Origin of the sequence: Vibrio harveyi NBRC 15634 = ATCC 14126 = KCTC 12724, from assembly GCF_001591145.1 — a bacterium.
In the GTDB taxonomy this organism is placed as follows: Bacteria; Pseudomonadota; Gammaproteobacteria; order Enterobacterales; family Vibrionaceae; genus Vibrio; species Vibrio harveyi.
Genome location: NZ_BCUF01000008.1, coordinates 88,967 through 111,564 on the forward strand (window position 1 = coordinate 88,967; position 22,598 = coordinate 111,564).

Sequence of the window (22,598 nt, forward strand, 5' to 3'; positions counted from 1 at the left end):
CGTAAGGAGTTCGGCTCGCAGACACGATTTAAGCAAGCTTTAGTTCATTAAACAACTCAAACAGTTGATTCGACTTGTAAGGTTTCGGTAAGTAAGCATCCATTCCCGCAGCAAAGCAGTTTTGAATATCTTCTTCGAGCACACTCGCTGTCAAAGCAATAATGGTGATCTTCCCACTTCCTACTTCTTTCTCCCAGCGGCGAATTTCTTTTGTTGCGGTCAAACCATCCATAACTGGCATCATGCAATCCATAAGAATTGCATCAAACTTCTCCCCCTTAGTGATGGCTTCTAATGCCTCTTGCCCATTGCTGGCAATCAGATAATCGTATCCCGCCTTATCTAAGAAAAAGCTGGCTATCTTTTGGTTCATCAAGTTATCTTCAGCAATCAAAATGCGACGATGTGTACGTGACTGGTTGATATTATGAACCACTGCCGAATGTGTGACATGGTAACTTTGAGTATTTTGTTCAATGTGCGCGAGTTCATCAATGGCATGCCTAAAGCGGTTACCTAAAAAAGGTAAAGTCAGCACAGAATGAATACGCTCAGAATTGGTGTAGGTAGAGATCAAATGATGTTGGCAAACAATGATTCGGCTAATATCAACCGTACGCGCTAACTCGTCTATTACAGAATCCAACGCCACTCTGCCATCATGACAATAAAAGATCACTTCCAGCCCCTTTGTAGAAGTCGGTAAATCCTTAATGCTGCTTACCTCTGAAAGCTGAATACCAGCTAAACGACACTCTTTCATAATTTGATCGGCATACGCGTAGTTATCTCCAATGAGAATACCGTTACGAATGGTTTCTGAGCGCCAACCTACGGTCGGCAACACTTCCACTTCAATTGAGAACTCAATACTGGTTCCCACTCCTTTTGAAGACGTCGCGGTTAACTTGCCGCCCATCATAACCACCAGTTGACGACAAATGGCCAAGCCTAGTCCTGTCCCTCCAAACTGACGTGATATACCTTCGTCTTCTTGAGTGAAAGGCTCGAAGATGGAATCAAGCTTGTCCTTTTCTATACCTACACCGGTGTCGGATACTCGAAAAGTCAAAAATACGCTCTTTTGTGTGGTGGATTCTTGGTAGTCAACATCCACATTGATGCAGCCCTTCTCTGTGAACTTCACCGCGTTCGATACTAAGTTCATGACGATTTGCTTGATTCGATGGTCATCAACCTTGATGCGCGCAGGAATACGCTCATCTAAATTGATATTCAGTTCTAATTGCTTGGACGTGGCTTTGGACTGGAACAAAATCATCGATTGGTACACGACTTCACGAATATCTGTTTCGATAAGAGAAAGCTGTAAATGACCTGATTCAATCTTAGATAGATCAAGGATGTCATTAAGTAACGTGAGCAAGGTATGCGACGAGGTATCAATATCGGTTAAGACTTCTTTTTGATGATCTGAAAGTTCACTTTGTGACAGGATCTCTGTCATCCCGATAATTCCGTTCAAAGGGGTTCGAATTTCATGAGACATGCTTGCAAGAAAGACCGACTTTGCGCGGTTTGCCGAAATAGCAGATTCTTTGGTTTGCAAAATCTCTTCTGTTTGTCGGTTTTGCTCCTCCATCATTCGATTAACTTGTTGTGCAAAGATCGTGAACTCATCATTGCCATCAACCACCACCTTCTCCCCCTTTACATGTTCATGGATTAAGGTGTTAAGCGAATGAATAATCGAGTCCAATTTACTATGCACACGATACCAAGTACCAAAGCCTAACCAACATAACAGGATGATGATGACCATCACGCCCGAGGTCATGAGCGTTATGCTCTGCTTTTGCGAACTGACTTGGACCAATAATGCGCTTTCAACCTGTTGCGTGAAACCCGCGGTCATGACTTGCAAACGTTGAACACGGTGGTCAAGATCTCGTAAATAAGTCACATAGTCAGATTGGGACATCTCTCCTGCCAATAAACGTCCTCGGGCTTCGATACTCGACAAATAACGAGGAGACGTATACAAACTAAGGAGCTTTTCTACCTGCTCATTTGATGCACCTAACTTTAAGAATCCTTCCAGACTCTGCTGTTGGCGCTCAATGGCTTGAAAGAACATATTTTGATTCGGTTGGCTATCAGGCTGTAGCACCAACCGATACGTCAACCAAGCTTCTTTTTGCGTCCAGTAAGAAAGTTGAGCAAGATAAGCGATGAAATCTTGCATCCAATGTGCTTCATCACTATCAAACAAGTGATTATGTTGAACCAGTGATTGAGACATTTCTTGCAACAGGCGAAACGACCAATCTCCGGCATCCACACTGTCTCTCAAGTCACCAGAGATCAAATCTAACATCGCTCGCTTAAGGTCATCAGAATACTCGGCAGTATAACTGTTCTGTATAAACTTCTCGTAGATAGAAAGCGCTCTATCACGTTGTACTTTCACTTCAATTGGTAAAGGCTGCTCTTCTCGATATCGATGACGCTCCTTCTCCATGTCATAGACAAAATGAGACGCTTCGGAAATCAGTTTCAATCCTTGAATATTACTGACCGTTTGATTGAGTTGATCGACTCTTTGAGAGTTAACGACAAATTGGTGAACGGCAAACACAGAAATAACCACCGCGGGTAACAGTGCGAGTAGAGCTAAACGTAATTTTATAGAAAGTTTTATCATCCGTTTGCCCGTGTTAGGAAAAGGCTCTCGAATTAATACTAGACCACTTTCATAGATTGAATATGAACTTGTATGAAGTGTTTTATCGGCAACTTAATCGGTCTGAACTGCCCAAACGGCTAAAAACAACACTCATTACCCTTCTATACATTGAGATCATAAGAAGGAAAAATGTGATTGCTTGCAAAATTTTGCTGCATCATTTTTAAACAGATTTAGTTAAACCAACTCATACCATGGGCGAACTTAAAGATACCGCCTAAAATGGCGAAAAACGTTTACCATTTAAGTGTTAAAGATTATCCATATCACATTATTTAAAAGGAAGTTCACCTTGTTACATATACTCACTTTGAGATGAACCTTTATTGTCGCGAAATAAGTTTTATAGATAGGAAAAGTCAATCCCTATAAAACACCGCTTTAGTCACATTAATAAGCCAAAAAATGAATCATACCCCACACTTTTAACTGGATTTATTTTTCCTAGCAGAATAAGACCTCCACCCGTACAATCCGCACACATAATTATTACAACCCAATTACAAAACACCCTCACTTCACGCTCTACCGTTGAGGTAACAGCAGAAAGTAAGGTCAGCCCCCAAAACGTGAAAGGTCCAAAACAACAATGAGTCCAGAGAAATATCTCCAAGACTGGCAAACTAGCCAAACGATTGCTGAATCTATTTCCCCTCTTATTGGTAAGTTATATCGTCAAAAAGGAATCGAAGTGGTTCTGTTTGGTAAAACACTTATCAACGCAACAACCATCGACATTCTCAAAACTCACCGTATTGCAAGACGTTACACCGGAAGCCCTCTTTCTCTTGAACAAACCATGCCAATCATCCAAACGCTGTGCGAAATGAGCATCTCGTCTTGTCGTGTTGATGTTGGTCAGCTTGCTGGTATGTACTGGAAAGATCACGAAGATACTGCCGCACTTAGCGACTTTTTACACACAGCACTTCAAGGTGCTCGTGATGCCGACTCTTCTCTAGCAGCTCGTGACGTGGTTCTTTATGGCTTCGGTCGTATCGGTCGCCTATTGACTCGCCTGCTGATTGAAAAGAGTGGTCCGGGTTACCCGCTTCGTCTGCGTGCAATTGTTGTGCGTGGCGGAAAGAAAGGCGATCTAGAAAAACGTGCTAGCTTGCTACGTCGTGACTCTGTTCATGGACAATTCAACGGTAGTATCGTGATTGACGAAGAGCGTAAAGCGCTGATCGTGAACGGTAACTACATTCAAATCATTTACGCTAACAGCCCAAGTGATGTGGACTACTCGGTTTATGGTATCAACAACGCACTTGTTGTTGATAACACAGGAGTTTGGCGTGATGCCGAAGGTCTAAGCCAACACGTAGCATGTAACGGTGCAGAAAAAGTACTGCTTACTGCACCAGGTAAAGGCGACATCAAGAACGTCGTATTTGGTGTGAATGAATCTGTGATTCAAGAAGATGACACTATCATCTCCGCAGCGAGCTGTACGACTAACGCTATCACTCCGGTTCTTAAAGCCCTGAACGACAAGTACGGTGTGCTTTCTGGACACATTGAGACCGTTCACTCTTACACCAACGATCAAAACCTAATCGACAACTTCCACTCAGGCGATCGCCGTGGTCGTAGTGCTTCATTGAACATGGTTCTTACGTCAACAGGCGCAGCGAAAGCGGTAGCAAAAGCACTTCCAGAACTTGCAGGTAAGCTTACAGGCAACGCAATTCGTGTACCGACTCCGAACGTATCAATGGCTGTTGCAAACCTTAACTTGGGTGAAGATGTAGACCGTGATTCGCTGAACGAATACCTACGTGAAATGGCATTAAACTCTGAGCTTTCTGCGCAAATCGATTACACAGATTCGACAGAAATCGTATCAAGCGATCTAGTTGGCTCTCGCCACGCAGGTGTGGTCGACGGTCAAGCAACCATCGCTCAAGACAAGCGCTGTGTACTGTACATCTGGTACGACAACGAATTTGGTTACAGCTGCCAAGTTGTACACTGTATGGAACAAATGATGGGTGTTCGTTACCAAACATTCCCTCGATAAGGTGAACCTTGCTCCACAACGTTAACCACAATGTGTATCGAGCAACACCCCAGCATTTGTTTTAAATAATAAGCGCCTTGCGCATTACTAATATACTTCCCCGCTTATACGCCTGATGACCCTCAGGCGTTTTTTCGTTTTAAGACTCTTTGACATTCCTCAGACAAATCGATGCGAAATTGAACGTTAGATACCCAAATGACTTCAATATTCAGAATTCAGAGCGTTGTTACTAGCGCTAGTTCAAAGATAAATCGCTTGCGTAATAGTTCACTATTGCCGAGGGATTTATCAAAGAAATGGCGTTAGTAACACGCTCCCTAGGGCAAGTTGTCTTGCTGAAACTAGAATTTTGAGGTTATTTGGGTATGTTCATGTTTCGTTCATATTCAAAATCGTAGTATGAACCCATAGATTGAAAGAGAGGTCATGATTATGAATCGAATTATCGTTACTGCACTAGCACTGATTACTGGCTTTTTTACTTTGGTATTTAGCCTAATCATGGCGATTCCATTGACCATCGCAGCCCTGATTACTGGTAAACGTATTGAAAAGCGCGTGAAGCAAATGCAACAAGAAATGCATGAAGAGTATGAATTCAATACGGGTAAGTCCGAAGCAATTGAAGGCGAGTTTGAAGAAGTTCGTCGCTAACGCTTCTGAAGGTTCCACACTCCCCCTATGTTCCTGAGCAACCTTCTTTGCTGACATCCTATCTCGTTAAGAGTTAGGATGTTTTTTATTGGTCATCGACGAAAAAGGCTACCATTACGGTAGCCTTTTAACTTCATGAGCAGTGCATTCTACTTGGTTAAATCGTCACAACCACACGCACTGCCAGCAACATTAAAACGATGCCAGACAGTCGGTCAATCAATACTGCCTTTGAGCGAATACGGTCAACAACTCGTGAGTTAGACAATACCAATGTGATGAACGTATACCACAAACCATCAACAACAAATGGGGTCGCGACGATAATCATTTGGTTACTTAGGTCATTACCTAACGCAACAAATTGACTGAACAGTGCAATAAAGAACAGTGCAATTTTCGGACTTAGAATCGAAATCAGAAAACCCTCTCGCGCCGATTGCAAAACCGTCGTCTCTTCACCGGATTCTAACTTCGCCGCTACGCCCCCCTTTGAACGCAATGCATTGAAACCAAGATACGCCAAGTAAGCTGCACCAGCTAAACTAATAGTCTTAAATAACAATGGGCTTTGTTGAAGTACCACGGCCAAACCGATCAAGGTAATGAAAGCATAAATACCGATACCAAACGCGTGTGCCCATGCGGTAGCCAAACCATTCACACGACCACCAGCCAACGAGTGCTTAGCAACAATCGCTAAACTCGGTCCTGGCGACATCGCCCCTAGTAAACACACGGTAAAAAGTGATAGCCAAACTGTTAGTGTCATAAGAATCTCCCCTCTTTGACGCTAATCTATCAATGGAATAGGTATAATTAGAAATCAAAGTTTTTCATACTAGCCATGATTTGAAATCATAAGACAACAATGCATTTATTATCGAATGGAATACTCTGAAATCTGCATGACCGAACGAATCTCTTCGCGCACCCATTTATGTGCAGGATCCGTATCGTATTTTGGATGCCACATTAACCAATACTGATGAATAGGCGTTTCGAGAGGTAGTGCTTTATGGGCTAAGTCCCAATGCTTTGCGAGATTGACCGCAATATGCTCTGGAACCACCATCAGATGTTCACTAGAAACTAGGCGATTGATAGCAGCAGAGAAGAAAGGCACTTTGAACGTGACATGACGTGTATGCCCTAGCTCTCTTAACGCTAAATCGGTGTAAGAATCTTTATCTCCACCGCCTGTTACTTTGATATGAGAGTAAGAAATTAAATCTTCAACGCTGATGCTATCTTGCTTTGCTAAAGGGTGAGAGGCTTTCATCAAACAGACTGATGAGTCTTCACCAATCTTCACACTAGACACACCTTGAGGCTTCTCTGGATACATGGAAGACGCGATATGAATACCAGTCTCATGAAGCTTATCTAGAAAGTCTGGTTGCCACAATCGATACGCCATATCCAACCGAGGAGCAAAGCCACTCAAGTGCGAGGCAATGTCAGGGAGTACGTATTGTGCGACGTAGTCACTCGATGCCAGTACTAGCTCCCCTTTCCAATCCGCGGGTTCAAAAGGCTTGTCATCGAGAAGATGATCGAACTCAGCCAATAAGTCGTCCAACTTCTCTTTTAGAAGTAGTGCTCTTGGCGTTGGAATCAGTTGGTTCCCCTGCCGAACCAATAAGGGATCGCCGCACAACTCACGTAACTGCGCTAACTGACGGCTTACCGCCGATTGGGTGATATGCAAACGCTCGGCAGTTTTGCTCACATGGCACTCTTCAAGCAATACATGCAAAGAACGCAGCAGATTCAGATTGATGTTATTCAGCACGTTCTACCCATTTCGCGCGCCAATCTGCGGCGGCATACTCTTCTGGCCAGTATTCAACTTGTTTGCGAATCAACCCATCTCGCACGGTGTGAAAAGTAATCGCCCGATCGGAGCGGACGCCATCGCTTACTATAACGTCAGTGACCACTTGCTCACCGTCACTTACGATACGCTCTATAGTAAAGGTCCACTCACCTTCTGCTGGATAAGCAGAGTTCAATTGGGCAAAATTCTTTCTGCCACGAATCACTTCTTTCGTCAGTGGCCAAACTACTTCACAATCAGGCGCAAGGAGTTCCGCTGCTGCATAGAAGTCATTGCTTGCCATTACTTTCCAGAAGTTGAGGACGATGTCTTTCTCGGTCATTTTACGAACTTGCTCCCTGTCGTATTGAAAAACTCCGTTAACACGGTATGTGTCATCACGTTACGAAGCTCTGGATAGCTTTGGATATAGTCTCGAATCTCGTTGAGGCGAGCGATATTCGGAACTTCGACAAACAGCATCATATCGGTTTCACCACTGATTGCATGGCACCATTTCACACCATCAATTTTGTACAGATCATTCGCGTAGTTATCACAGTGATGACTAGAGGCTGATGTATCAAACTTCAGCGCCATATACGCACAAATCGTCGACTCTTTGGATGTCGCAATATCGGCATGATAGCCAAGGATCACTTGGTCATTTTCAAGCTTTTTGATTCGAGCTGTCACAGCAGAACGTGACAAGCTAACTTGCTCTGAGATTTCAGTAATAGAGAGACGGGCATTCTGCCGTAATAGATCTATGATCTGATGATCAAATTTGTCCATAACATCACCAAGCTTTCCTTAATTTTTTCATTCTACTCAATTACAACTTATTGAAAACCGACAATTTGCTGTTTATCGGCAAAACAACCGTCATTTTGACGGTCGACTACATCATTTTGATATGCAGAATTTAGATATGCTTGTGGCTTGCATTACCTAGATGTTCGAGGTCGTTATGGAACAACTCAAAAAAGACATTACGCTGATATCAGGAATTGGTCAGCTATCGACAACCTTAATGGGCACGGGTCTATTTATGATTCCAGCGATTGCCGCTGGTATTGCAGGGCACTTCTCACTTTGGGCTTGGATTATTTTATTCATTGCTATTTGTCCCATCGCTTTGACTTTCGCTCAGTTGGGCAAGCGCTATCCAAGTGCTGGCGGCACGGCGTATTTTGTTCGTAAAGCATTTAATAGCAAACTAGAGAGCAGCGTCGCGTGGTTATTTGTTAGTGTTATTCCTGTTGGTGTCCCTGCTGCTGTCGCACTTGCCGCTGGCTTTTTACAACAACTGTTACCAGAGTCCATTAGTAACCACCTTTTCGCTCAAATTCTCACAGTGGCTCTGTTAGTGGTCGTTAATCTACTTGGCACTAAATCATCGGGGCGGCTACAGACGGTCATCGCATTGAGCATTTTTGCTTTAGTCGGTGCATTTTTATGGAAAGGCGATGTGGGACCTGTTGATTTAAGCATGCCTAAGATAACGACGGATTCGACATGGTCAGTTGCTGCAGCGCTTGGTGTCATGTTCTGGTGTTTTGTCGGAATAGAAGCCTTTGCACACATGGGAGAAGAGTTTAAGAACCCACAACGAAACTTCCCGATCGCGATCATCGTTGGCTGCTTTGTCGCGGGAGCAACCTATTGGGCATGTTCTGTCGTGATATTGAAGTTTGGTGCTTACGGCAGTGCTGAGTTCGACAGCGCATCAATTCCTTGGTTGAGCGCACATCTATTTGGTGATCATGCGAAATGGCTTATCAGTATTATTGGTTTCTCAGCATGTTTCGCTAGTGTAAACCTCTACACTCAAAGTCTGGCTCGAATGGTGTGGGCGCAAGCAAGAGAACACAAGCCAACCAGTGCTATCGCGAGAGTGTCCGTTCGGGGCGTTCCTGCCAATGCAACGCTAGTCGTTGGCGCAATTTTGCTTGCTTCTTGTGTTATTGGTTCGCTATCGGGACTGGATTTGGAGTTCTTCCTTAAGCTCGCGAATGGCATTTTTGTTCTGGTCTACCTGCTCGCTATGCTTGCCGCTTATAAGTTGTTACAAGGCTGGGGAAAGACGCTCGCGGGAATTTCTTTGGTATTGTGCACCGCAGTGTTCATTTGTTTGGGTTGGTCTATGCTCTACGCCATCACTATTTTTGCCGTGCTGTCTTTACCGTGGAAGCAATGGCGAAAAAAGAACCCTAAACGGGTGATTGAGCAAGACTGATACTCTTATTCAAACAGCTCAGAAATCTGTTCAACCAGAGCATCAATCTCACCAAGCGCGACATTGCCATAACCAAGAACCACTCCTTGCCAATCTCGCACTTTATACTCTGGGTGCTCATAAAAACTCATCGGGCGCAGCACGATACCTCGAATCTTCGCTTGCTGTGTCCATTCGTTCTCATCAATACCTTGTTGCCACTTCAACGTAATATGAAGACCGGCAGCTTGACTGATCACCTTAACTTTATCACCAAAGTGTTTTTCTATCGCCATACACAATTGCTCATGTTTGGTTTTGTACAGTCGACGCATTTTACGAATATGGCGGAGTAACCCTCCTTCAGTGATGAAATCAGCCAAAGCCTCTTGAGTATGAGAGGGAGAATCCCCGCTTAGTGCATCTTTAATCACTAAGCATTCTTCAACTAAAGCATCCGGTACAACAAGATACCCAAGCCGCAACCCGTTAAACATGACTTTACTAAAAGAGCCTACATAAAGAACGCGATCATCACGTCCCATTTGGGCTGCAAGCCCTTGCAAGCTGGTATATGGGCGATGGGCAAACTGAAACTCACTGTCGTAATCATCTTCGATAATCCAACGTGACTGTTGCACCGCCCAGTTAATGATCTTTCCTCTTTGTTCGGTATTAAGCGTTGTGCCCATCGGATATTGGTTACTTGGCGTGACATATAAAGCATCTGCATTGCTGGCCGTTACCGCTTCCACATCGAAACCCAATTGCTCTCGAATATAGAGTGGCTCAAATTGATATTGCTGGAATTGAATCAACTTACGCATTTGCGCGTAGCCCGGTTGTTCCATCAAGACTTTGCTACCCGGCTTAAGAGTAACCATAGTGGCAATCGACAACGCTTGCTGAGCCCCGGAGGTAATAATTATCCGCTCAGGGGAACAGCTCACAGAGCGGCTTGATGCAAGGTAGTTAGCTAAAGCGCAACGCAATGCCCAGCTTCCTTGAATATCTTGATTGCCCAACAAGCACGTGCGAGACATATGGCGTGCGAGTAACTTTTGCCATTGAGCCATCGGAAATGCGTCCAAATCAGGCACACCCGGTGCAAATGCACGGTTGATATCAAAGTTACTTTTCGGTGATAAGCCCTTCTTTTCTGAATTAGGCTCAGGCAGATACTGCTCTGGTAATTCCACTGCGACATAAAATCCCGAGCCTTTTTGGCTGATTAAATAACCTTCCGCCACCAACTGCTCATAGGCTGCGATCACCGTATTCCGGCTGATATTAAGCCCTTGTGAGAGTTTTCGTGTTGAAGGTAACTTGCCGTTTTTTGCCCACAATCCTTGAACAATTTTCTCGCGAATTGCGAAAAATAGCGCCTGTTGACGCGTCCCATCACTGTGCTTTAAGTACAAGTCACCAATATCAATCAAAGACAAACTGGATCCATCTATAAGTTAAAACTGGCTCTCTTTAAGCTACCAGTTAAGCGCTACATTGCAATCAAAGATTGAGGAGCAAGTGCTTACCCATATGAGTAAATAAGGAGAAAAAATGTTATCCAGCACCAATAGAACCGAGATAAAGAAAGGCGCACATAAGGCGGTGACGGATGTCGATAAGCTACACGCCATAATAGACGAAAGCTTGATCGCTCATATTGCAATAACCAATGATACGGGTCCGGTGGTTATCCCTATGTTGGCTTGGCGTGTCGACAATTATGTCTATATCCATGGCGCGAACAACAGCCGGCTATTACGCTCGCTCAAACAAGGAGTACAAACGTGCCTAACCTTTACTTTATTTGATGGTTGGGTGTTAGCTCGAAGTGCTTTTCATCATAGCGCACATTATCGCAGTGCCGTCGTCTTTGGGCAGTTTGAAGTCGTAGAAGATAATAATGAGAAAGACAGACTTCTGAATCATTTTATTGAGCAAATTGCGCCAGGTCGAACCGAAGAAGTGCGTTTGAGTAACGAAAAAGAGCTCAAAGCGACCATGTTACTGCGCATCTCCTTGGTGGAAGCATCGGTCAAAGTCAGTAACTTTGGCGTCAACGACGATGCAGAAGACATGGATCTTCCCGTTTGGGCGGGAGTCTTGCCGTACCGAACTGTGGTAGGTCCGCTTCAAGCTTGTGACGATTTATATGAAGGTATATTAGAACCAGATTATCGTAGTGCTTACCCTAATCGTTGGCAGGAATAAGCACCGTAAAGCGCGCCCCACCTAAATGGCTTTCGCCGACAGAAAGCTCCCAACCCAGTTGCCTTGCTGCACTGGTTGCAATGGCTAACCCCAAGCCAAACCCTTTCACGTCGGCGTTACGGCTCCCATCTAAACGTGAGAACGGGATAAACACTTCTTCACGTTTCTCTTCCGGAATGCCAGGACCATCGTCTTCAATATCAACAATCCAAAAGTGCTCTACAGAACGAATCGTGACCTCTACGCTGAATTCCCCATAACGTTTTGCGTTTTGCAGTAAGTTATCCAGAACCAAGTTCCCTAACGTTGGCTGTAGATGGATAGACTGGTAATCGAGATCATTTTCAACGGTCAGCTTTGCTTGTTCTAACCCACGATAATTCATGCGACTCTTGCACCACAAAGGCAACTCAATCGTTTCGATAGAGTCTTGTAACGAATGGTTCTTAAGGCTAAGTCGAGAAAGCATCACGATGTCGGATGTCAGATCCGTAACGACGTCTACGTAACGCTCAATGTCATCATGCAGTTCAGCTTGCATCTCACCCTCAGTACGCCTTGCTAAATCAGTGGCTAATTGGATTCGACTAAGTGGCGTTCGAACTTCATGAGGGATGGCTTGAGTAAAAATGTGTGTTTGACGCACTCTTCTTTCGATTTCTGCAGACATACCATTAAAGCCGCTCGCCAGCTCTTTAACCGGTGAAGAGTATTGTTCCAACTTAACACGAGTATTCAGCTCACCTGAGCCAAATAATCCTTGTGCCTTGGTCAGTTGTCGAATCTGACGATCCAACCTTCGTACAGGGATGTATACCATAACTCCGAGGCTACAAATCACCGTGAGCAGTAGCGTCAAAATAAAGATGATTTCGGAGTCCTCATCCCAATCAATATCCGGGCTGAAAAAATCACTCTTTTCTTTAAACACTAAGCTCTGAGTAGTATTGGGCAAAGGAAACACTGCGGCGTATATGCTTCCATCAATCAAATAAACCGGAATACCTTGCATTCGATAAAGTAACTCGCAGTCCAAGCAAGGTGGTGTGCCATCCCAATTGTCGACAAGCGTTAAATCAAAGATGAAGAAATCTTGCTTTCCGTTTGCCGTTAACTTTTTGTAGAGAGAGTCCGGCGTACCTCGTTGTTCAATGTATTGATCAACAAAGTAAGCACCATCGTTGAGAAAAACACTGACTTCTGTTTTGCGCATATACTCGCCCCCCATAAAAAGGAACAAGCCAATCGTTAACGCAAGACCTGTCACCAGCCCTACATAGAGACGGGAAAACACAGAGAACATCGATTATTTGCCCGTCAGCATGTAACCGCGATTACGCACTGTTTTAATCGTTGCGGTGTGGATGTGCGCTTTGGCGAATTTTTTACGTAACGATGAAATTCGCATATCAATTGATCGATCGGTAATGCAGTACTCAATACCTCTCGCTAAGCGGCAGCATGACTCTCGGGAGACAGGTTTGTCGACATTGAGCATCAAAAGTTCCAAGATTTCGAACTCAGAATCCGTCAGGTCAATATCTTGTTCTAGATAGTACGCTTTAGAGCGACGCGTACACAGTTCAATACCGTATCTGCTCAATTCTGTCTCTTCAACCGTATCGACCTGACGGCAATAGCGACGCAAGGCGGCTTCAATCCGTGCTAAGAGAATATTACCTTTGATGGGCTTGGTTAGGTAATCATCAGCACCAAACTTAAACAAGCTTACTTCACTCATTTCATCGTCTGTTGCAGTCAGAACAATAATGATCCCGTGAAAAAACTCGCGTGCTTCCTGACATATCTCTGCGCCATTTTTACCCGGGAGCATCAGATCCAGCAACACCAAATCAGGCTTCAAATCTTTGATTGCATCTAGTGCATTTAGACCATTGTCGACCACTGTCACTAGGTAGCCCTCAGCCTCTAGGTACATTTTGGTTAATCGAGCAATCTCAGAGTCATCCTCTACGAGCAAGATTTTATTGCCAACCATGATCTATTCACTCCATCTATAAAACAGGAGAAGTATATCGTTCGTTTTGTAGGGTGCAACCCACACTGCCGACACTTTTCCTACACAGAACGGCTTACAAAGCCTTACAAACCATACATTTACAATCGGCCGTATCATTGTAGGAGTCAGAAAACAGAACAACCCTCTATTTTATAAATGAATATCAAAACTTTAATTCAGAAATAAAACCAATAATCACATATAAACCCGTTATTATTTTAGTTTTATCGAATTAATAACCTTACAACTAACCATTTTTAGTGGTTATGACTATATTTGCGCATATAGACAGAAATTTCCTATCCCCCTACATTCCTCGGCGAACCTTCAGTTTGTGAGTACAAAAAGATGAAATTCGCTCAATTAACACCTTTAGCAATGCTGTGTGTGGTCAGCCTATCTTCGTTCGGTAGCAATGAATTCAGTTCGGATACGTCAACACCTCAACCAAATCCAATCACAAGCACCGTATCTATCCCAGCAGCCGTCTCTTCACAGTTTCCACCGAAGTTAAAAGTCGCTTCTGATGCGGGGTTTACCCACTACTTGAAAGTTTCTGTTCCAGCAACCCACGATGACCAATCATTTCATATCATTGCGGTCGATGATGGAGCAAATAATGAGAAAATTTTTCGCGCAGCCAAAATCATCCAGCACTTACTCACAAACCAACCGGGGTCTAAATTCGGTGCCGACAAATCTGAGATCGCTAAGACACTAGCTGAGCACGATGCCACTTTAATGCTGACGAGAGACGATGATCAAAGCAATGAGCTATTAACTAAAGTTTTTGTTGGGGAACTGATTCGCCAAAACAAATTGAGTAATGCGGTTTTAGATTCTGGTTTAACACACAGTTTTGATACCGATTCTTTAGAAAAGTTTGTTGCTAGCATGACGGTATTGAGTGAGGACGATATGGATGTTCTCATCGATTCCATCACGTCCACATTAATGAGCAGCCAAGACACGCCAAATTGGCTGATAAACAGTCAATCTTTGATGTATCGAGAGCTGACAGTCGAAGGTGACTGTCATTACATGAGCAACTTTTCGGATTACTGCGCCTATCTCGGAGAACACGCCGATCGAGATGCCGCTTTTGAAGAAATTTTACACTTGGTCCAAGCGCAAGGTATTGCACCTAACCCGTCGACTTCGTCATTGCAAAATGAAATCCAAGCACACGCGCTAAACATCTACAACGACGCTCAAGCAGGTAAGCAAACTGTCTGGCAACCGACTCAGCGTGATTGGCAAGATTGGGAGTCTGACGACTTTGATCCTGAACGTGTAAAACAAACGGGAACATCTTATTCTCACGAATACTTTGCTGCCGCTTTTGAAGCCTACATGGGCGTAGCAAAAGCAAATGGGCATGGCTTAGATGGCTATCAAGCACTGACTCGTTCAGCGATGCACACGCAAGATCCACCAGCCGTTGAGTGGATTAGTGAACTCTTCCACAGCCACTTACAATACATTGCACACATCGATTCTGAAGGCGTCAAAGTCTACACAGATAACACGCGACCAGGTACGGTTCCTACCTTCCGTATGTCACCAAATGAAAACGGTGTAGTTGAAGCATACACCTATAAATCCCAATGGTTAATAAACGTGAAGATCATTGGCGACCAAGCGATGGATGTCATCGGGAATGATCAAAATAATACATTTGAAGGCAACGGGCAAAACAACCGTATTTACGGCGAAGGTGGCGTTAACACTTATATCGTTTCGCACGCATTCGCAGACTGTACCCTTGTAACTGCGAAGAACGTATCAGTGACCTGCCCTAGCACTGGTACCGATGAATTATTCGATATACACAACATTCAATTTACCGATCAAATCCTAGATGTAACCAAGCGATAAATGATGAAAAACATGAAGAAACTTACTTTGCTCGCCCCTTTGTTCCTTGTTGGTTGTGGTGGTCTCGCCGTAATGGATCGATCCGATGCGGTGAAAGCACAACCAGAAATGTTGGTCAAAACCGATGGCGATTTCTGGGGATTTGGCGCTGATGGCTATTTCGACTTTGCTGGTAAGTACAAAGGAAAATACTCACGCAGCGCCTCAAAGTCGAGCTGGTTTAATCGCGTATCGTTTAAAGACGGGGCGATGGGTGCAGAAGTCACGCGTATCGACAATGGTAAAACTTGGCTATTGAGTTGCACGGGCGGCGGCATGTCAGTTAACTATATGGGCGTCGATTTCGGTGGAAACGATCCTTACACATGCCAAATCACCCAAGACGGTGTAAAAGTCGGTGAGTTTGCGATGGAGCCTAAATCGGCACTGATTGATATCAGCTTAGAAAAGAAAGAAACAGGCACCGTTCGCGTTGGCGACACTCATTTCAATGTGGAAACCGTACACACTAGCCCTGATTCCATGATGGCGGTAGACATTCCATTGGGTTACAGCTTTAAACAAGGCACACAAGAAATTGCGGCAGTGCAAACCAACGGCACAATCGCAGTACAGATGTTGCCAGAACTTAGCGAGCAACAAAAAGATGTTGTTGCTATCGGTGCGGTTGCAAGTGCACTGAGCTGGCGTCCCAAGCAGTAAACGTCTCATACCCTAAAAACCAAAGCCGCTAAAACGAGCGGCTTTTGTTTACTAACAACACTTGTTCTTACAAAGGCTATTTTTCCAATCGAGCCACATATTGCTTAGGCGTTAAACCACGATGTTTTTTGAACATACGATTAAAGCTGGCCACATTGGTGTAACCGAGGCGCGCCGCTATATCTTCAATGCTGACGTGCTTACTCAACAAACCCGCAGCAACATTGCTCAATACGTAACCCGATACCGTGGAGAAATTGAGACCTAGTTTATGAAGCCGGCGCTGAAACTGCTGGTCAGATAATCCTAACAACGCAGAGACACGCTCTAGCGTTGGTAATCCGTAATGACTGCTGTAGTGCACCACTTCATATATCACTTTCAGCTCATCTTCTGGATCTGGCATATTGAGTAAATCATCCAAATCGGAAAAACTCATTGCTAAACGGTTGTCCTCGCGATGAATTACCTGTCGAGAAGCAAGACGGTCATCGCCGTTAATCCATATTTCGGTCTTGGGTTGGCTCCATTCTACTTCACAGCCAAAGTACTCTTTATAGAGCTCACCGTTTTTCCTAGAGCCAGAAATCATCACGCGCAATGGTTTGTAATCTTGTCCCAGAAATTCACGTAAAATCTTAATCATGAAAATCGCACAGCGAATGCTGTCATGTACTTTCACTGAGGTTTCAACGAAGGGGTTATGGTAAGTCCACTTGATGATCTTCCCTGACTGCTCGCCAGCAAAAAAAGCCCCCGATTGCAGGTTACTCACTCCGTAATTCACACGTCGAATCGTACTGGCTAAATCGTTACCAGAAAATAACCATCGACCGACAGGACCGAGTTTCTGCAATTCGATGCCACGACTCAAATTAAGCACCACATCAGGATCATTACTGAGTTGCTCAACACGTCGATACCATTCCGCGACCGCCTTTAAAGGCACCAATGTCATTGGGTTATGAAACACCGACGACGGGATCCCAAGCTCTTCAGAGCTCAAATTATACTTAGATAACGCGAGGTTATGCATATTTAAAATACCCATCGCGCGAATAAATCGAACCGTTTTCATAACCAATTACATCAAATTTAATCTTCTAGTGATTGAATTTGTCACAAACCCTCACCTATTTCAATTCCAGATCACAATACGCCAACAGTTTGATAGAGGAGTGTTTAATGAGTTTACTGAGTGTCCCATTTGTCGGAACAGGCGCAGATACAGCGTTACATGTTGTCGCTGCCGTCGTTTTGATCGCGAGTGTCGCTGGCGCATGTTACGGCTTTTGGAAAATCCATGAGTTGCCAATCAATAAGGCACACAGCAAAGACCATCACCAGATAGGGCTTATCACCGCCCTAACCTGGATAGGATTTGTCTGGCACTGGGTATGGGTGTTAGCCGTAATCTTTGCATTCGTTGATATGGAAAAAGCCATCATCAATCTGCGTGATACATGGAAAAGTAAACCGCAAACAGAAACACAGCCACAAGAGGAGGCATAATGTTAGAAGGTTTAGCGGTATGGGCACTCTTCATCTACCTGCTCCGTTTAGTCGGTATGCCTTGGAACAAAGCAACCAAATCGTTCGCTTATCTTGGCGGTTTAGGTTGGTTAATGTTCGTATGGGTAGGTCTCATTAACTTCACGCCTATGGACTTATCTGGCGGCTCTGTTGTGCAATCACCGCACATCCAATTGCGTCCAGATTCGACCAACGTGAAAGGCAAAGTTGACCATATTTACATCAAACCAAATCAACAGATTGAGAAAGGTCAGCTCATTTACGAACTCGATCCAACGCAGTATGAGATCGCATTGAACCAAGCAAACGTGTCAGCTGATTCGGCTCGAGTAGCACTGGCAACAGCACAAGGTGATATCGAGATTGAAGAAGCAAACCATCAAGCTCTGGTACAAGATCTAGAAACCTCCAAGAGCCAATTAGAAGCGGCGAAAGTTGACTACAAATTGCAGAAAAAGATGCTCGATCGTTACGTTGAACAAAACCGTGTGGTCCAAAACACCATCACGGAAAGCGACATCGACAAACAATCGAGTGCCGTTGATATGGCACGCCACAACGTGTTAACTCTTGAATCTCAAATTAAGAAGAAACAAGTTGATATCTCACGAGCAAAACTGGCAATTCATAAAGCAGAATTAGCAGTTGAAACCAAACAGGCTGAATTGCGCCAAGCTGAGGAGCAAATTGCAAAAGCGCAATGGGATTTGAACAGTACAAAAGTTCACGCACCAGCAGATGGCTTTGTGACCAACTTTATCTTGCGTGAAGGTCAACGTGTTTCAATGATGCCGCGTATCAATATGTACACCAACGAGAAGTACGTTCTGATGCGCGTCAATCACCAAGCGATTCGTAACATCAAACCAGGTCAACCTGCGGAATTCTCTTCTTCGGTTTATCCTGGCAAGATCTTCTCTGCAACCGTAGAGGGCATTGTTGAAGCGACTGGTGAGTCACAAGGCAACCTACTTGGTTTGGATGATTCCGTTCGCGCGACAACTGGCAAGAACTTACAGAATAAGCATCACTTTGTCCGCCTTAAGATTGACGAGCCAGAAGGCTACGATATCCCTGTCGGTTCGGTTGGCTTAGCATGGGTCAGCGGCGAGAAGCCGATCGGTTTCCTAGCGTTCTTGGATGTGATTCGTGGCATCATCATCCGAATGAAGTCTCAACTGTACTTCTTCTACTCTATCTAAACTCATAAACCGCCAGTTCTGCTGGCGGTTTTCTTTTCATTTGTATCCAAGCACGTACTTTTCCCGTATAACAAATAGTTAGTCATAAGCGGAGAAGATTCATGTCGGCAAAGGAAAGAAGCCTACCTACCCATCGTATCTCAAGATTCAGCAAGTTTGCTTCCCTTGCAACCCGTGTCGCAGGCAACGTAATTGCAGAAGGCACTAAACAAATCGCCAAAGGTAATAAACCTAAAGCGAAAGACCTGTTGCTGACGCCACAAAACATCGCGCGTTTAACAGACCAACTTGCTCACTTGCGTGGCGCTGCAATGAAGCTTGGTCAAATGCTCTCAATGGATGCTGGTGATGTTTTAGAACCTGAACTCGCCGATATTCTCTCCCGCCTTCGCTCCAATGCAGACCCGATGCCAGCCAAACAGCTAAATGGAGTAATGGAAAGTTCATTAGGGACGAATTGGAAAGCCGAGTTCCTGTCCTTTAACTTCAAGCCAATTGCCAGTGCCTCAATCGGACAAGTACACCAAGCCTACAGCGACGGAGGTGATAACCTAGCAGTCAAAGTGCAATATCCTGGCATAAAAAAGAGCATCGACAGCGACGTAGACAACGTGGGTACTTTGCTCAAAGTCGTTGGGTTGATTCCCGAGTCTGTTGATTACAAAGGGTTGCTGGAAGAAGCCAAAAAGCAACTGCATGATGAAGCCGATTACGCACGAGAAGCGCAATTTGCCATTCGTTATCATGACGCTTTGAAGGATCACCCTCATTTTGTCGTGCCAAAGATTCACACTGAAAGTTGTTCAGAATCCGTTCTCGCTATGGAATTCATTGATGGCAGCCCGATTGAGCAAATTGAACACTATGACCAAAATACGCGTGACTTCGTTATGCACAGCCTGCTCGAATTGCTATTCCGAGAGCTGTTCGAATTCAAGATGGTGCAAACCGATCCCAACTTTGCCAACTATTTATACATAGAGAACACCCGTCAAATCGGCTTGTTAGATTTCGGTGCGACTCGCGAGTACAGCGAACGATTCAGCACTGGTTATCGCCAAGCTTTTGCATCGGTTGTTAACGACGACGAACAAGGCTTGAGCGATGCACTGGAACAGATTGGTTTCTTCAGCACAACCATCATGCCTACGCAGCGCCAAGCGATTCTTGATTTGGTAAAAATGGCATGTGAGCCAATGTTAGTGGATGAGCCTTATGACTTCAAAGCCAGTGGTTTAGCCCAGAAACTTAGAGAAGCTGGCACCATTCTAAGCATGGAGCAAGACTACTGGCACACGCCACCAGCAGATGCCCTATTCCTACATAGAAAGATCGGCGGAATGTACTTGCTGGCAGCCCGTATTGGCGCAAAAGTGAACATTCGCCAATTGGTCTCACCTTACCTACAGATAAGTAACCAATAGGCTATTGTTTTTCTGCTATTTTCGAGTACCTTGATCAGCTGCCTATAAGAATAATCTGACTGTCGGGGTGCTCGGTGAGTAAGTTTCAAGACCTCTCCACTCTAATCGAACAAATTGTCCAAGCAGACGAAGCGGATCAAGTCACCGCTTTGAATGATTCTATCGAATGCGGTCTCGAGCCCGGTGCTGTTGCGCTGATCCTCGAAGCCTTTCCTATCGATGATCGTGTGCGCTTGTGGCGTGCATTACCACTAGAGCTACATATTGATGTACTAACGGAAATGCGTGCTGAAGTGCGCCTTTCTATCATCGAAGCATTATCGGAAATAGAGCTAAAGCTCACGCTAGCCAAGCTAGATAACTTATCTTTAATCGAATGGGCAGACTCTCTGCCAGAAGAGTTCATCAATGAAGCACTAGAGCTTATCGAGAAAGATGAACTTGAGCTTTATGATCAAGCGAACGAATACGAAGACGAACAACTCGGTCGTTGGGCAGAGCGTAAGATAATCACCCTCCCTTTTAATATCACCGTTGGTAAAGCAAGACGCTTGATGGAGCGCTATAGCTACGATACACCACAGCAAGTGTATCTCATCAACCGTAAGAAACAGTTTCGTGGTGCGGTAAACTACTATGAAATCTTGCGTAGTGAAGCTGACGTCCGCCTTAAAACTTTAGCGATTGAGACCGTCACCGTACTCGATAGTAAAATGGAACTTCCGGAAGCAGTGGAAGCACTTGAGCACAGTGCGCTTCCGGCACTTCCGGTTACCGATGCGGATCAAACCCTGATCGGTGAAGTGGATTGGCAATTTGCATTGAGTACTCAACGTGAAATCTACGAAGCACGTTTGATGGCGGGTACCGGTATGGACGAAGGCGATGACTTATTCGCCCCTGTTTTAAAGAGTTCGCAAAAGCGTGGAGTTTGGTTGGGTATAAATTTACTCACTGCAATTCTAGCCTCCGTCACCATTGGTCTATTTGAAGACGTGATTGCACAGGTGGTCGCCCTTGCTGTGCTGATGCCAATAGTAGCCTCAATGGGTGGTATCGCTGGTAGCCAAACACTGACCCTGATGGTTCGTGCTATGGCATTAAACCAGATCACTCCAGGTAACCGTTTTGCATTACTCAAAAACGAATTGGGAATCGGCTCTCTTAATGCATTGCTGTGGGCGCTGATCATCGGTGGTTTAGCAGGGCTTTGGTTCCAATCTCCCGTATTGGGCGGCACCATTGCTCTGGCGATCATCGTCAATATTGTTACTGCAGCCTTATTTGGTGTGCTTATCCCAATAGTTTTAGACAAGCTCAAACTCGATCCAGCATTGGCGGGCTCAGTGATTCTGACCACGGTAACGGATGTCGTTGGCTTCTTTGCCTTCTTAGGTACCGCAAGCCTAGTAATGTTATAAAAAGAATTACTCTAGTTAATTAATTCATCATTAGCATTATAATTACAAATTGCAATCCGCATTTGCAATTTGCAACAAACAGCTAAATTTAGGCAACTCATATCACAGAAACCGTGTTTTTTCGGTGGTTTTAAAGTTGGCACACTAACTGCATTGTTTAAAGTGACCCTTCTTAAGCCGAGGGTCACCTAGCCAACTGACGTTGTTAGTGAACTTGAATTTGTTCACAAGTATATAAGCCAATCGCACTCTTTGCGGTTGGCTATTTTTTTGTCTATTCCTTCTCCAACTTCTTCGATTTACCCTCCCGCGCTCAGCAATCAACCTTATTCAATAACTTTACAATCGATTACACACGTAAAAGTTACGATATTATCTGTTAGAAATACCCACTTAAGCCAAACTATCAAGTCAAACCCACAAAAGAATAAGCTTACAAATCGCCTTTCGATTAAATAACAAACAACGGTTACCAGCAAGCTCATAAAAACGTTTGCCAACCATCACTAAAATCAATCAAATCGCAATTTTATAAACAAACCACATAAATATGACATCATAACCACGAACTACCAATGACACCGATTTCATTACACATTACAGAAAACAAAACCCACTTGTAGCTAAACTTTTTTGATTTTTCAAAAAACCATAACACCATGTTTTAAAAAGTATTAATAAATAAAAACCTTAAAACAAACGCTTAAGTGATAAAAAACCCATTGACTATGAGATTTACATCACGATAATACGCGCCGTTTGCCCAGAAATTGGGAT

The 22,598-nt window shown here is 44.3% G+C and carries 19 protein-coding genes; 10 read left to right on the forward strand and 9 right to left on the reverse strand.

From position 1 onward, the window contains the following. Positions 1–28 precede the first annotated feature (28 nt). Complete coding sequence (locus tag VHA02S_RS06435) at positions 29–2,665, reverse strand: hybrid sensor histidine kinase/response regulator (protein WP_038899267.1); 2,637 nt, start codon at positions 2,663–2,665, stop codon at positions 29–31. 631 nt (positions 2,666–3,296) lie between these two features. On the opposite strand from VHA02S_RS06435, the gene VHA02S_RS06440 reads away from it, so the two are divergent. Next, complete coding sequence (locus VHA02S_RS06440) at positions 3,297–4,730, forward strand: glyceraldehyde-3-phosphate dehydrogenase (RefSeq protein WP_038899266.1); 1,434 nt, start codon at positions 3,297–3,299, stop codon at positions 4,728–4,730. 435 nt (positions 4,731–5,165) lie between these two features. Continuing rightward, positions 5,166–5,387: a hypothetical protein gene (locus tag VHA02S_RS06445; RefSeq protein ID WP_038899273.1), complete on the forward strand. Its 222-nt coding sequence runs from the start codon at positions 5,166–5,168 to the stop codon at positions 5,385–5,387. Between the two features lie 157 nt (positions 5,388–5,544). On the opposite strand, the gene VHA02S_RS06450 is transcribed toward VHA02S_RS06445, so the two are convergent. From VHA02S_RS06450 to VHA02S_RS06465, 4 genes are all read right to left on the reverse strand, one after another. Next, positions 5,545–6,159 carry a LysE family translocator gene (locus VHA02S_RS06450; protein ID WP_005433441.1) on the reverse strand — a complete coding sequence of 205 codons (615 nt, stop codon included), beginning with the start codon at positions 6,157–6,159 and terminating at the stop codon, positions 5,545–5,547. A 108-nt stretch (positions 6,160–6,267) separates the two neighbouring features. Continuing rightward, positions 6,268–7,182: a LysR family transcriptional regulator gene (locus tag VHA02S_RS06455; protein ID WP_005453560.1), complete on the reverse strand. Its 915-nt coding sequence runs from the start codon at positions 7,180–7,182 to the stop codon at positions 6,268–6,270. Beyond that, positions 7,172–7,549, reverse strand: a complete 378-nt coding sequence (locus VHA02S_RS06460; RefSeq protein WP_038899265.1) for a nuclear transport factor 2 family protein — start codon at positions 7,547–7,549, stop codon at positions 7,172–7,174. The genes VHA02S_RS06455 and VHA02S_RS06460 overlap by 11 nt, the downstream gene beginning before the upstream one ends. Then, a complete protein-coding gene (locus VHA02S_RS06465) occupies positions 7,546–8,001 on the reverse strand; it encodes an Lrp/AsnC family transcriptional regulator (protein WP_017188717.1) in 456 nt (151 codons plus the stop codon). Before VHA02S_RS06465 ends, VHA02S_RS06460 begins: the two co-directional genes overlap by 4 nt. Positions 8,002–8,176: 175 nt before the next feature. Here VHA02S_RS06465 and yjeH point away from each other — a divergent pair, with 175 nt between their 5' ends. Further along, a complete protein-coding gene (gene yjeH / locus VHA02S_RS06470) occupies positions 8,177–9,445 on the forward strand; it encodes an L-methionine/branched-chain amino acid transporter (protein ID WP_038899264.1) in 1,269 nt (422 codons plus the stop codon). Between the two features lie 5 nt (positions 9,446–9,450). Here yjeH and pdxR read toward each other — a convergent pair whose 3' ends face one another. Next, positions 9,451–10,884, reverse strand: a complete 1,434-nt coding sequence (gene pdxR / locus VHA02S_RS06475) for a MocR-like pyridoxine biosynthesis transcription factor PdxR (protein WP_038899263.1) — start codon at positions 10,882–10,884, stop codon at positions 9,451–9,453. A gap of 100 nt (positions 10,885–10,984) precedes the next feature. Between pdxR and VHA02S_RS06480 the strand changes: the two genes are divergently transcribed. Then, positions 10,985–11,641: a pyridoxamine 5'-phosphate oxidase family protein gene (locus VHA02S_RS06480; protein WP_038899262.1), complete on the forward strand. Its 657-nt coding sequence runs from the start codon at positions 10,985–10,987 to the stop codon at positions 11,639–11,641. On the opposite strand, the gene VHA02S_RS06485 is transcribed toward VHA02S_RS06480, so the two are convergent. After that, complete coding sequence (locus VHA02S_RS06485; RefSeq protein ID WP_038899261.1) at positions 11,622–12,944, reverse strand: ATP-binding protein; 1,323 nt, start codon at positions 12,942–12,944, stop codon at positions 11,622–11,624. The genes VHA02S_RS06480 and VHA02S_RS06485 overlap by 20 nt on opposite strands. Positions 12,945–12,947: 3 nt before the next feature. Continuing rightward, complete coding sequence (locus VHA02S_RS06490; protein ID WP_005453547.1) at positions 12,948–13,640, reverse strand: response regulator transcription factor; 693 nt, start codon at positions 13,638–13,640, stop codon at positions 12,948–12,950. Between the two features lie 369 nt (positions 13,641–14,009). Between VHA02S_RS06490 and VHA02S_RS06495 the strand changes: the two genes are divergently transcribed. Together VHA02S_RS06495 and VHA02S_RS06500 are read left to right on the forward strand one after the other, a co-directional pair. Beyond that, the gene (locus VHA02S_RS06495; protein ID WP_038899260.1) at positions 14,010–15,539 is read left to right on the forward strand and encodes a hypothetical protein; all 1,530 of its coding nucleotides are present in this window, start codon (positions 14,010–14,012) and stop codon (positions 15,537–15,539) included. A gap of 12 nt (positions 15,540–15,551) precedes the next feature. After that, positions 15,552–16,241: a VV20781 family protein gene (locus VHA02S_RS06500; RefSeq protein WP_050567836.1), complete on the forward strand. Its 690-nt coding sequence runs from the start codon at positions 15,552–15,554 to the stop codon at positions 16,239–16,241. 76 nt (positions 16,242–16,317) lie between these two features. On the opposite strand, the gene VHA02S_RS06505 is transcribed toward VHA02S_RS06500, so the two are convergent. Beyond that, positions 16,318–17,319: an AraC family transcriptional regulator gene (locus VHA02S_RS06505; protein ID WP_038899258.1), complete on the reverse strand. Its 1,002-nt coding sequence runs from the start codon at positions 17,317–17,319 to the stop codon at positions 16,318–16,320. Positions 17,320–17,426: 107 nt separating this feature from the next. Here VHA02S_RS06505 and VHA02S_RS06510 point away from each other — a divergent pair, with 107 nt between their 5' ends. The 4 genes from VHA02S_RS06510 to VHA02S_RS06525 all read left to right on the forward strand — a co-directional run bounded on the left by VHA02S_RS06510 (position 17,427) and on the right by VHA02S_RS06525 (position 21,821). Continuing rightward, a complete protein-coding gene (locus tag VHA02S_RS06510) occupies positions 17,427–17,753 on the forward strand; it encodes an MFS transporter (RefSeq protein ID WP_005433326.1) in 327 nt (108 codons plus the stop codon). Further along, the gene (locus tag VHA02S_RS06515; protein ID WP_005453541.1) at positions 17,753–18,976 is read left to right on the forward strand and encodes an HlyD family secretion protein; all 1,224 of its coding nucleotides are present in this window, start codon (positions 17,753–17,755) and stop codon (positions 18,974–18,976) included. The genes VHA02S_RS06510 and VHA02S_RS06515 overlap by 1 nt, the downstream gene beginning before the upstream one ends. A 101-nt stretch (positions 18,977–19,077) precedes the next feature. Beyond that, entirely contained in the window at positions 19,078–20,400 is a 1,323-nt protein-coding gene (locus VHA02S_RS06520; protein ID WP_038899257.1) for an ABC1 kinase family protein, read from the forward strand. A gap of 74 nt (positions 20,401–20,474) precedes the next feature. Then, positions 20,475–21,821: a magnesium transporter gene (locus VHA02S_RS06525; RefSeq protein ID WP_009696247.1), complete on the forward strand. Its 1,347-nt coding sequence runs from the start codon at positions 20,475–20,477 to the stop codon at positions 21,819–21,821. Positions 21,822–22,598: the final 777 nt, after the last annotated feature.

Excerpts from the sequence above, each read along its gene's own strand:
- VHA02S_RS06435 (WP_038899267.1), bottom strand. The coding sequence starts at position 2,665 with ATGATAAAACTTTCTATAAAATTACGTTTAGCTCTACTCGCACTGTTA.
- VHA02S_RS06440 (WP_038899266.1), top strand. The coding sequence starts at position 3,297 with ATGAGTCCAGAGAAATATCTCCAAGACTGGCAAACTAGCCAAACGATT.
- VHA02S_RS06445 (WP_038899273.1), top strand. The coding sequence starts at position 5,166 with ATGAATCGAATTATCGTTACTGCACTAGCACTGATTACTGGCTTTTTT.
- VHA02S_RS06450 (WP_005433441.1), bottom strand. The coding sequence starts at position 6,159 with ATGACACTAACAGTTTGGCTATCACTTTTTACCGTGTGTTTACTAGGG.
- VHA02S_RS06460 (WP_038899265.1), bottom strand. The coding sequence starts at position 7,549 with ATGACCGAGAAAGACATCGTCCTCAACTTCTGGAAAGTAATGGCAAGC.
- VHA02S_RS06465 (WP_017188717.1), bottom strand. The coding sequence starts at position 8,001 with ATGGACAAATTTGATCATCAGATCATAGATCTATTACGGCAGAATGCC.
- yjeH (WP_038899264.1), top strand. The coding sequence starts at position 8,177 with ATGGAACAACTCAAAAAAGACATTACGCTGATATCAGGAATTGGTCAG.
- VHA02S_RS06480 (WP_038899262.1), top strand. The coding sequence starts at position 10,985 with ATGTTATCCAGCACCAATAGAACCGAGATAAAGAAAGGCGCACATAAG.
- VHA02S_RS06485 (WP_038899261.1), bottom strand. The coding sequence starts at position 12,944 with ATGTTCTCTGTGTTTTCCCGTCTCTATGTAGGGCTGGTGACAGGTCTT.
- VHA02S_RS06490 (WP_005453547.1), bottom strand. The coding sequence starts at position 13,640 with ATGGTTGGCAATAAAATCTTGCTCGTAGAGGATGACTCTGAGATTGCT.
- VHA02S_RS06495 (WP_038899260.1), top strand. The coding sequence starts at position 14,010 with ATGAAATTCGCTCAATTAACACCTTTAGCAATGCTGTGTGTGGTCAGC.
- VHA02S_RS06500 (WP_050567836.1), top strand. The coding sequence starts at position 15,552 with ATGAAGAAACTTACTTTGCTCGCCCCTTTGTTCCTTGTTGGTTGTGGT.
- VHA02S_RS06505 (WP_038899258.1), bottom strand. The coding sequence starts at position 17,319 with ATGAAAACGGTTCGATTTATTCGCGCGATGGGTATTTTAAATATGCAT.
- VHA02S_RS06510 (WP_005433326.1), top strand. The coding sequence starts at position 17,427 with ATGAGTTTACTGAGTGTCCCATTTGTCGGAACAGGCGCAGATACAGCG.
- VHA02S_RS06515 (WP_005453541.1), top strand. The coding sequence starts at position 17,753 with ATGTTAGAAGGTTTAGCGGTATGGGCACTCTTCATCTACCTGCTCCGT.
- VHA02S_RS06520 (WP_038899257.1), top strand. The coding sequence starts at position 19,078 with ATGTCGGCAAAGGAAAGAAGCCTACCTACCCATCGTATCTCAAGATTC.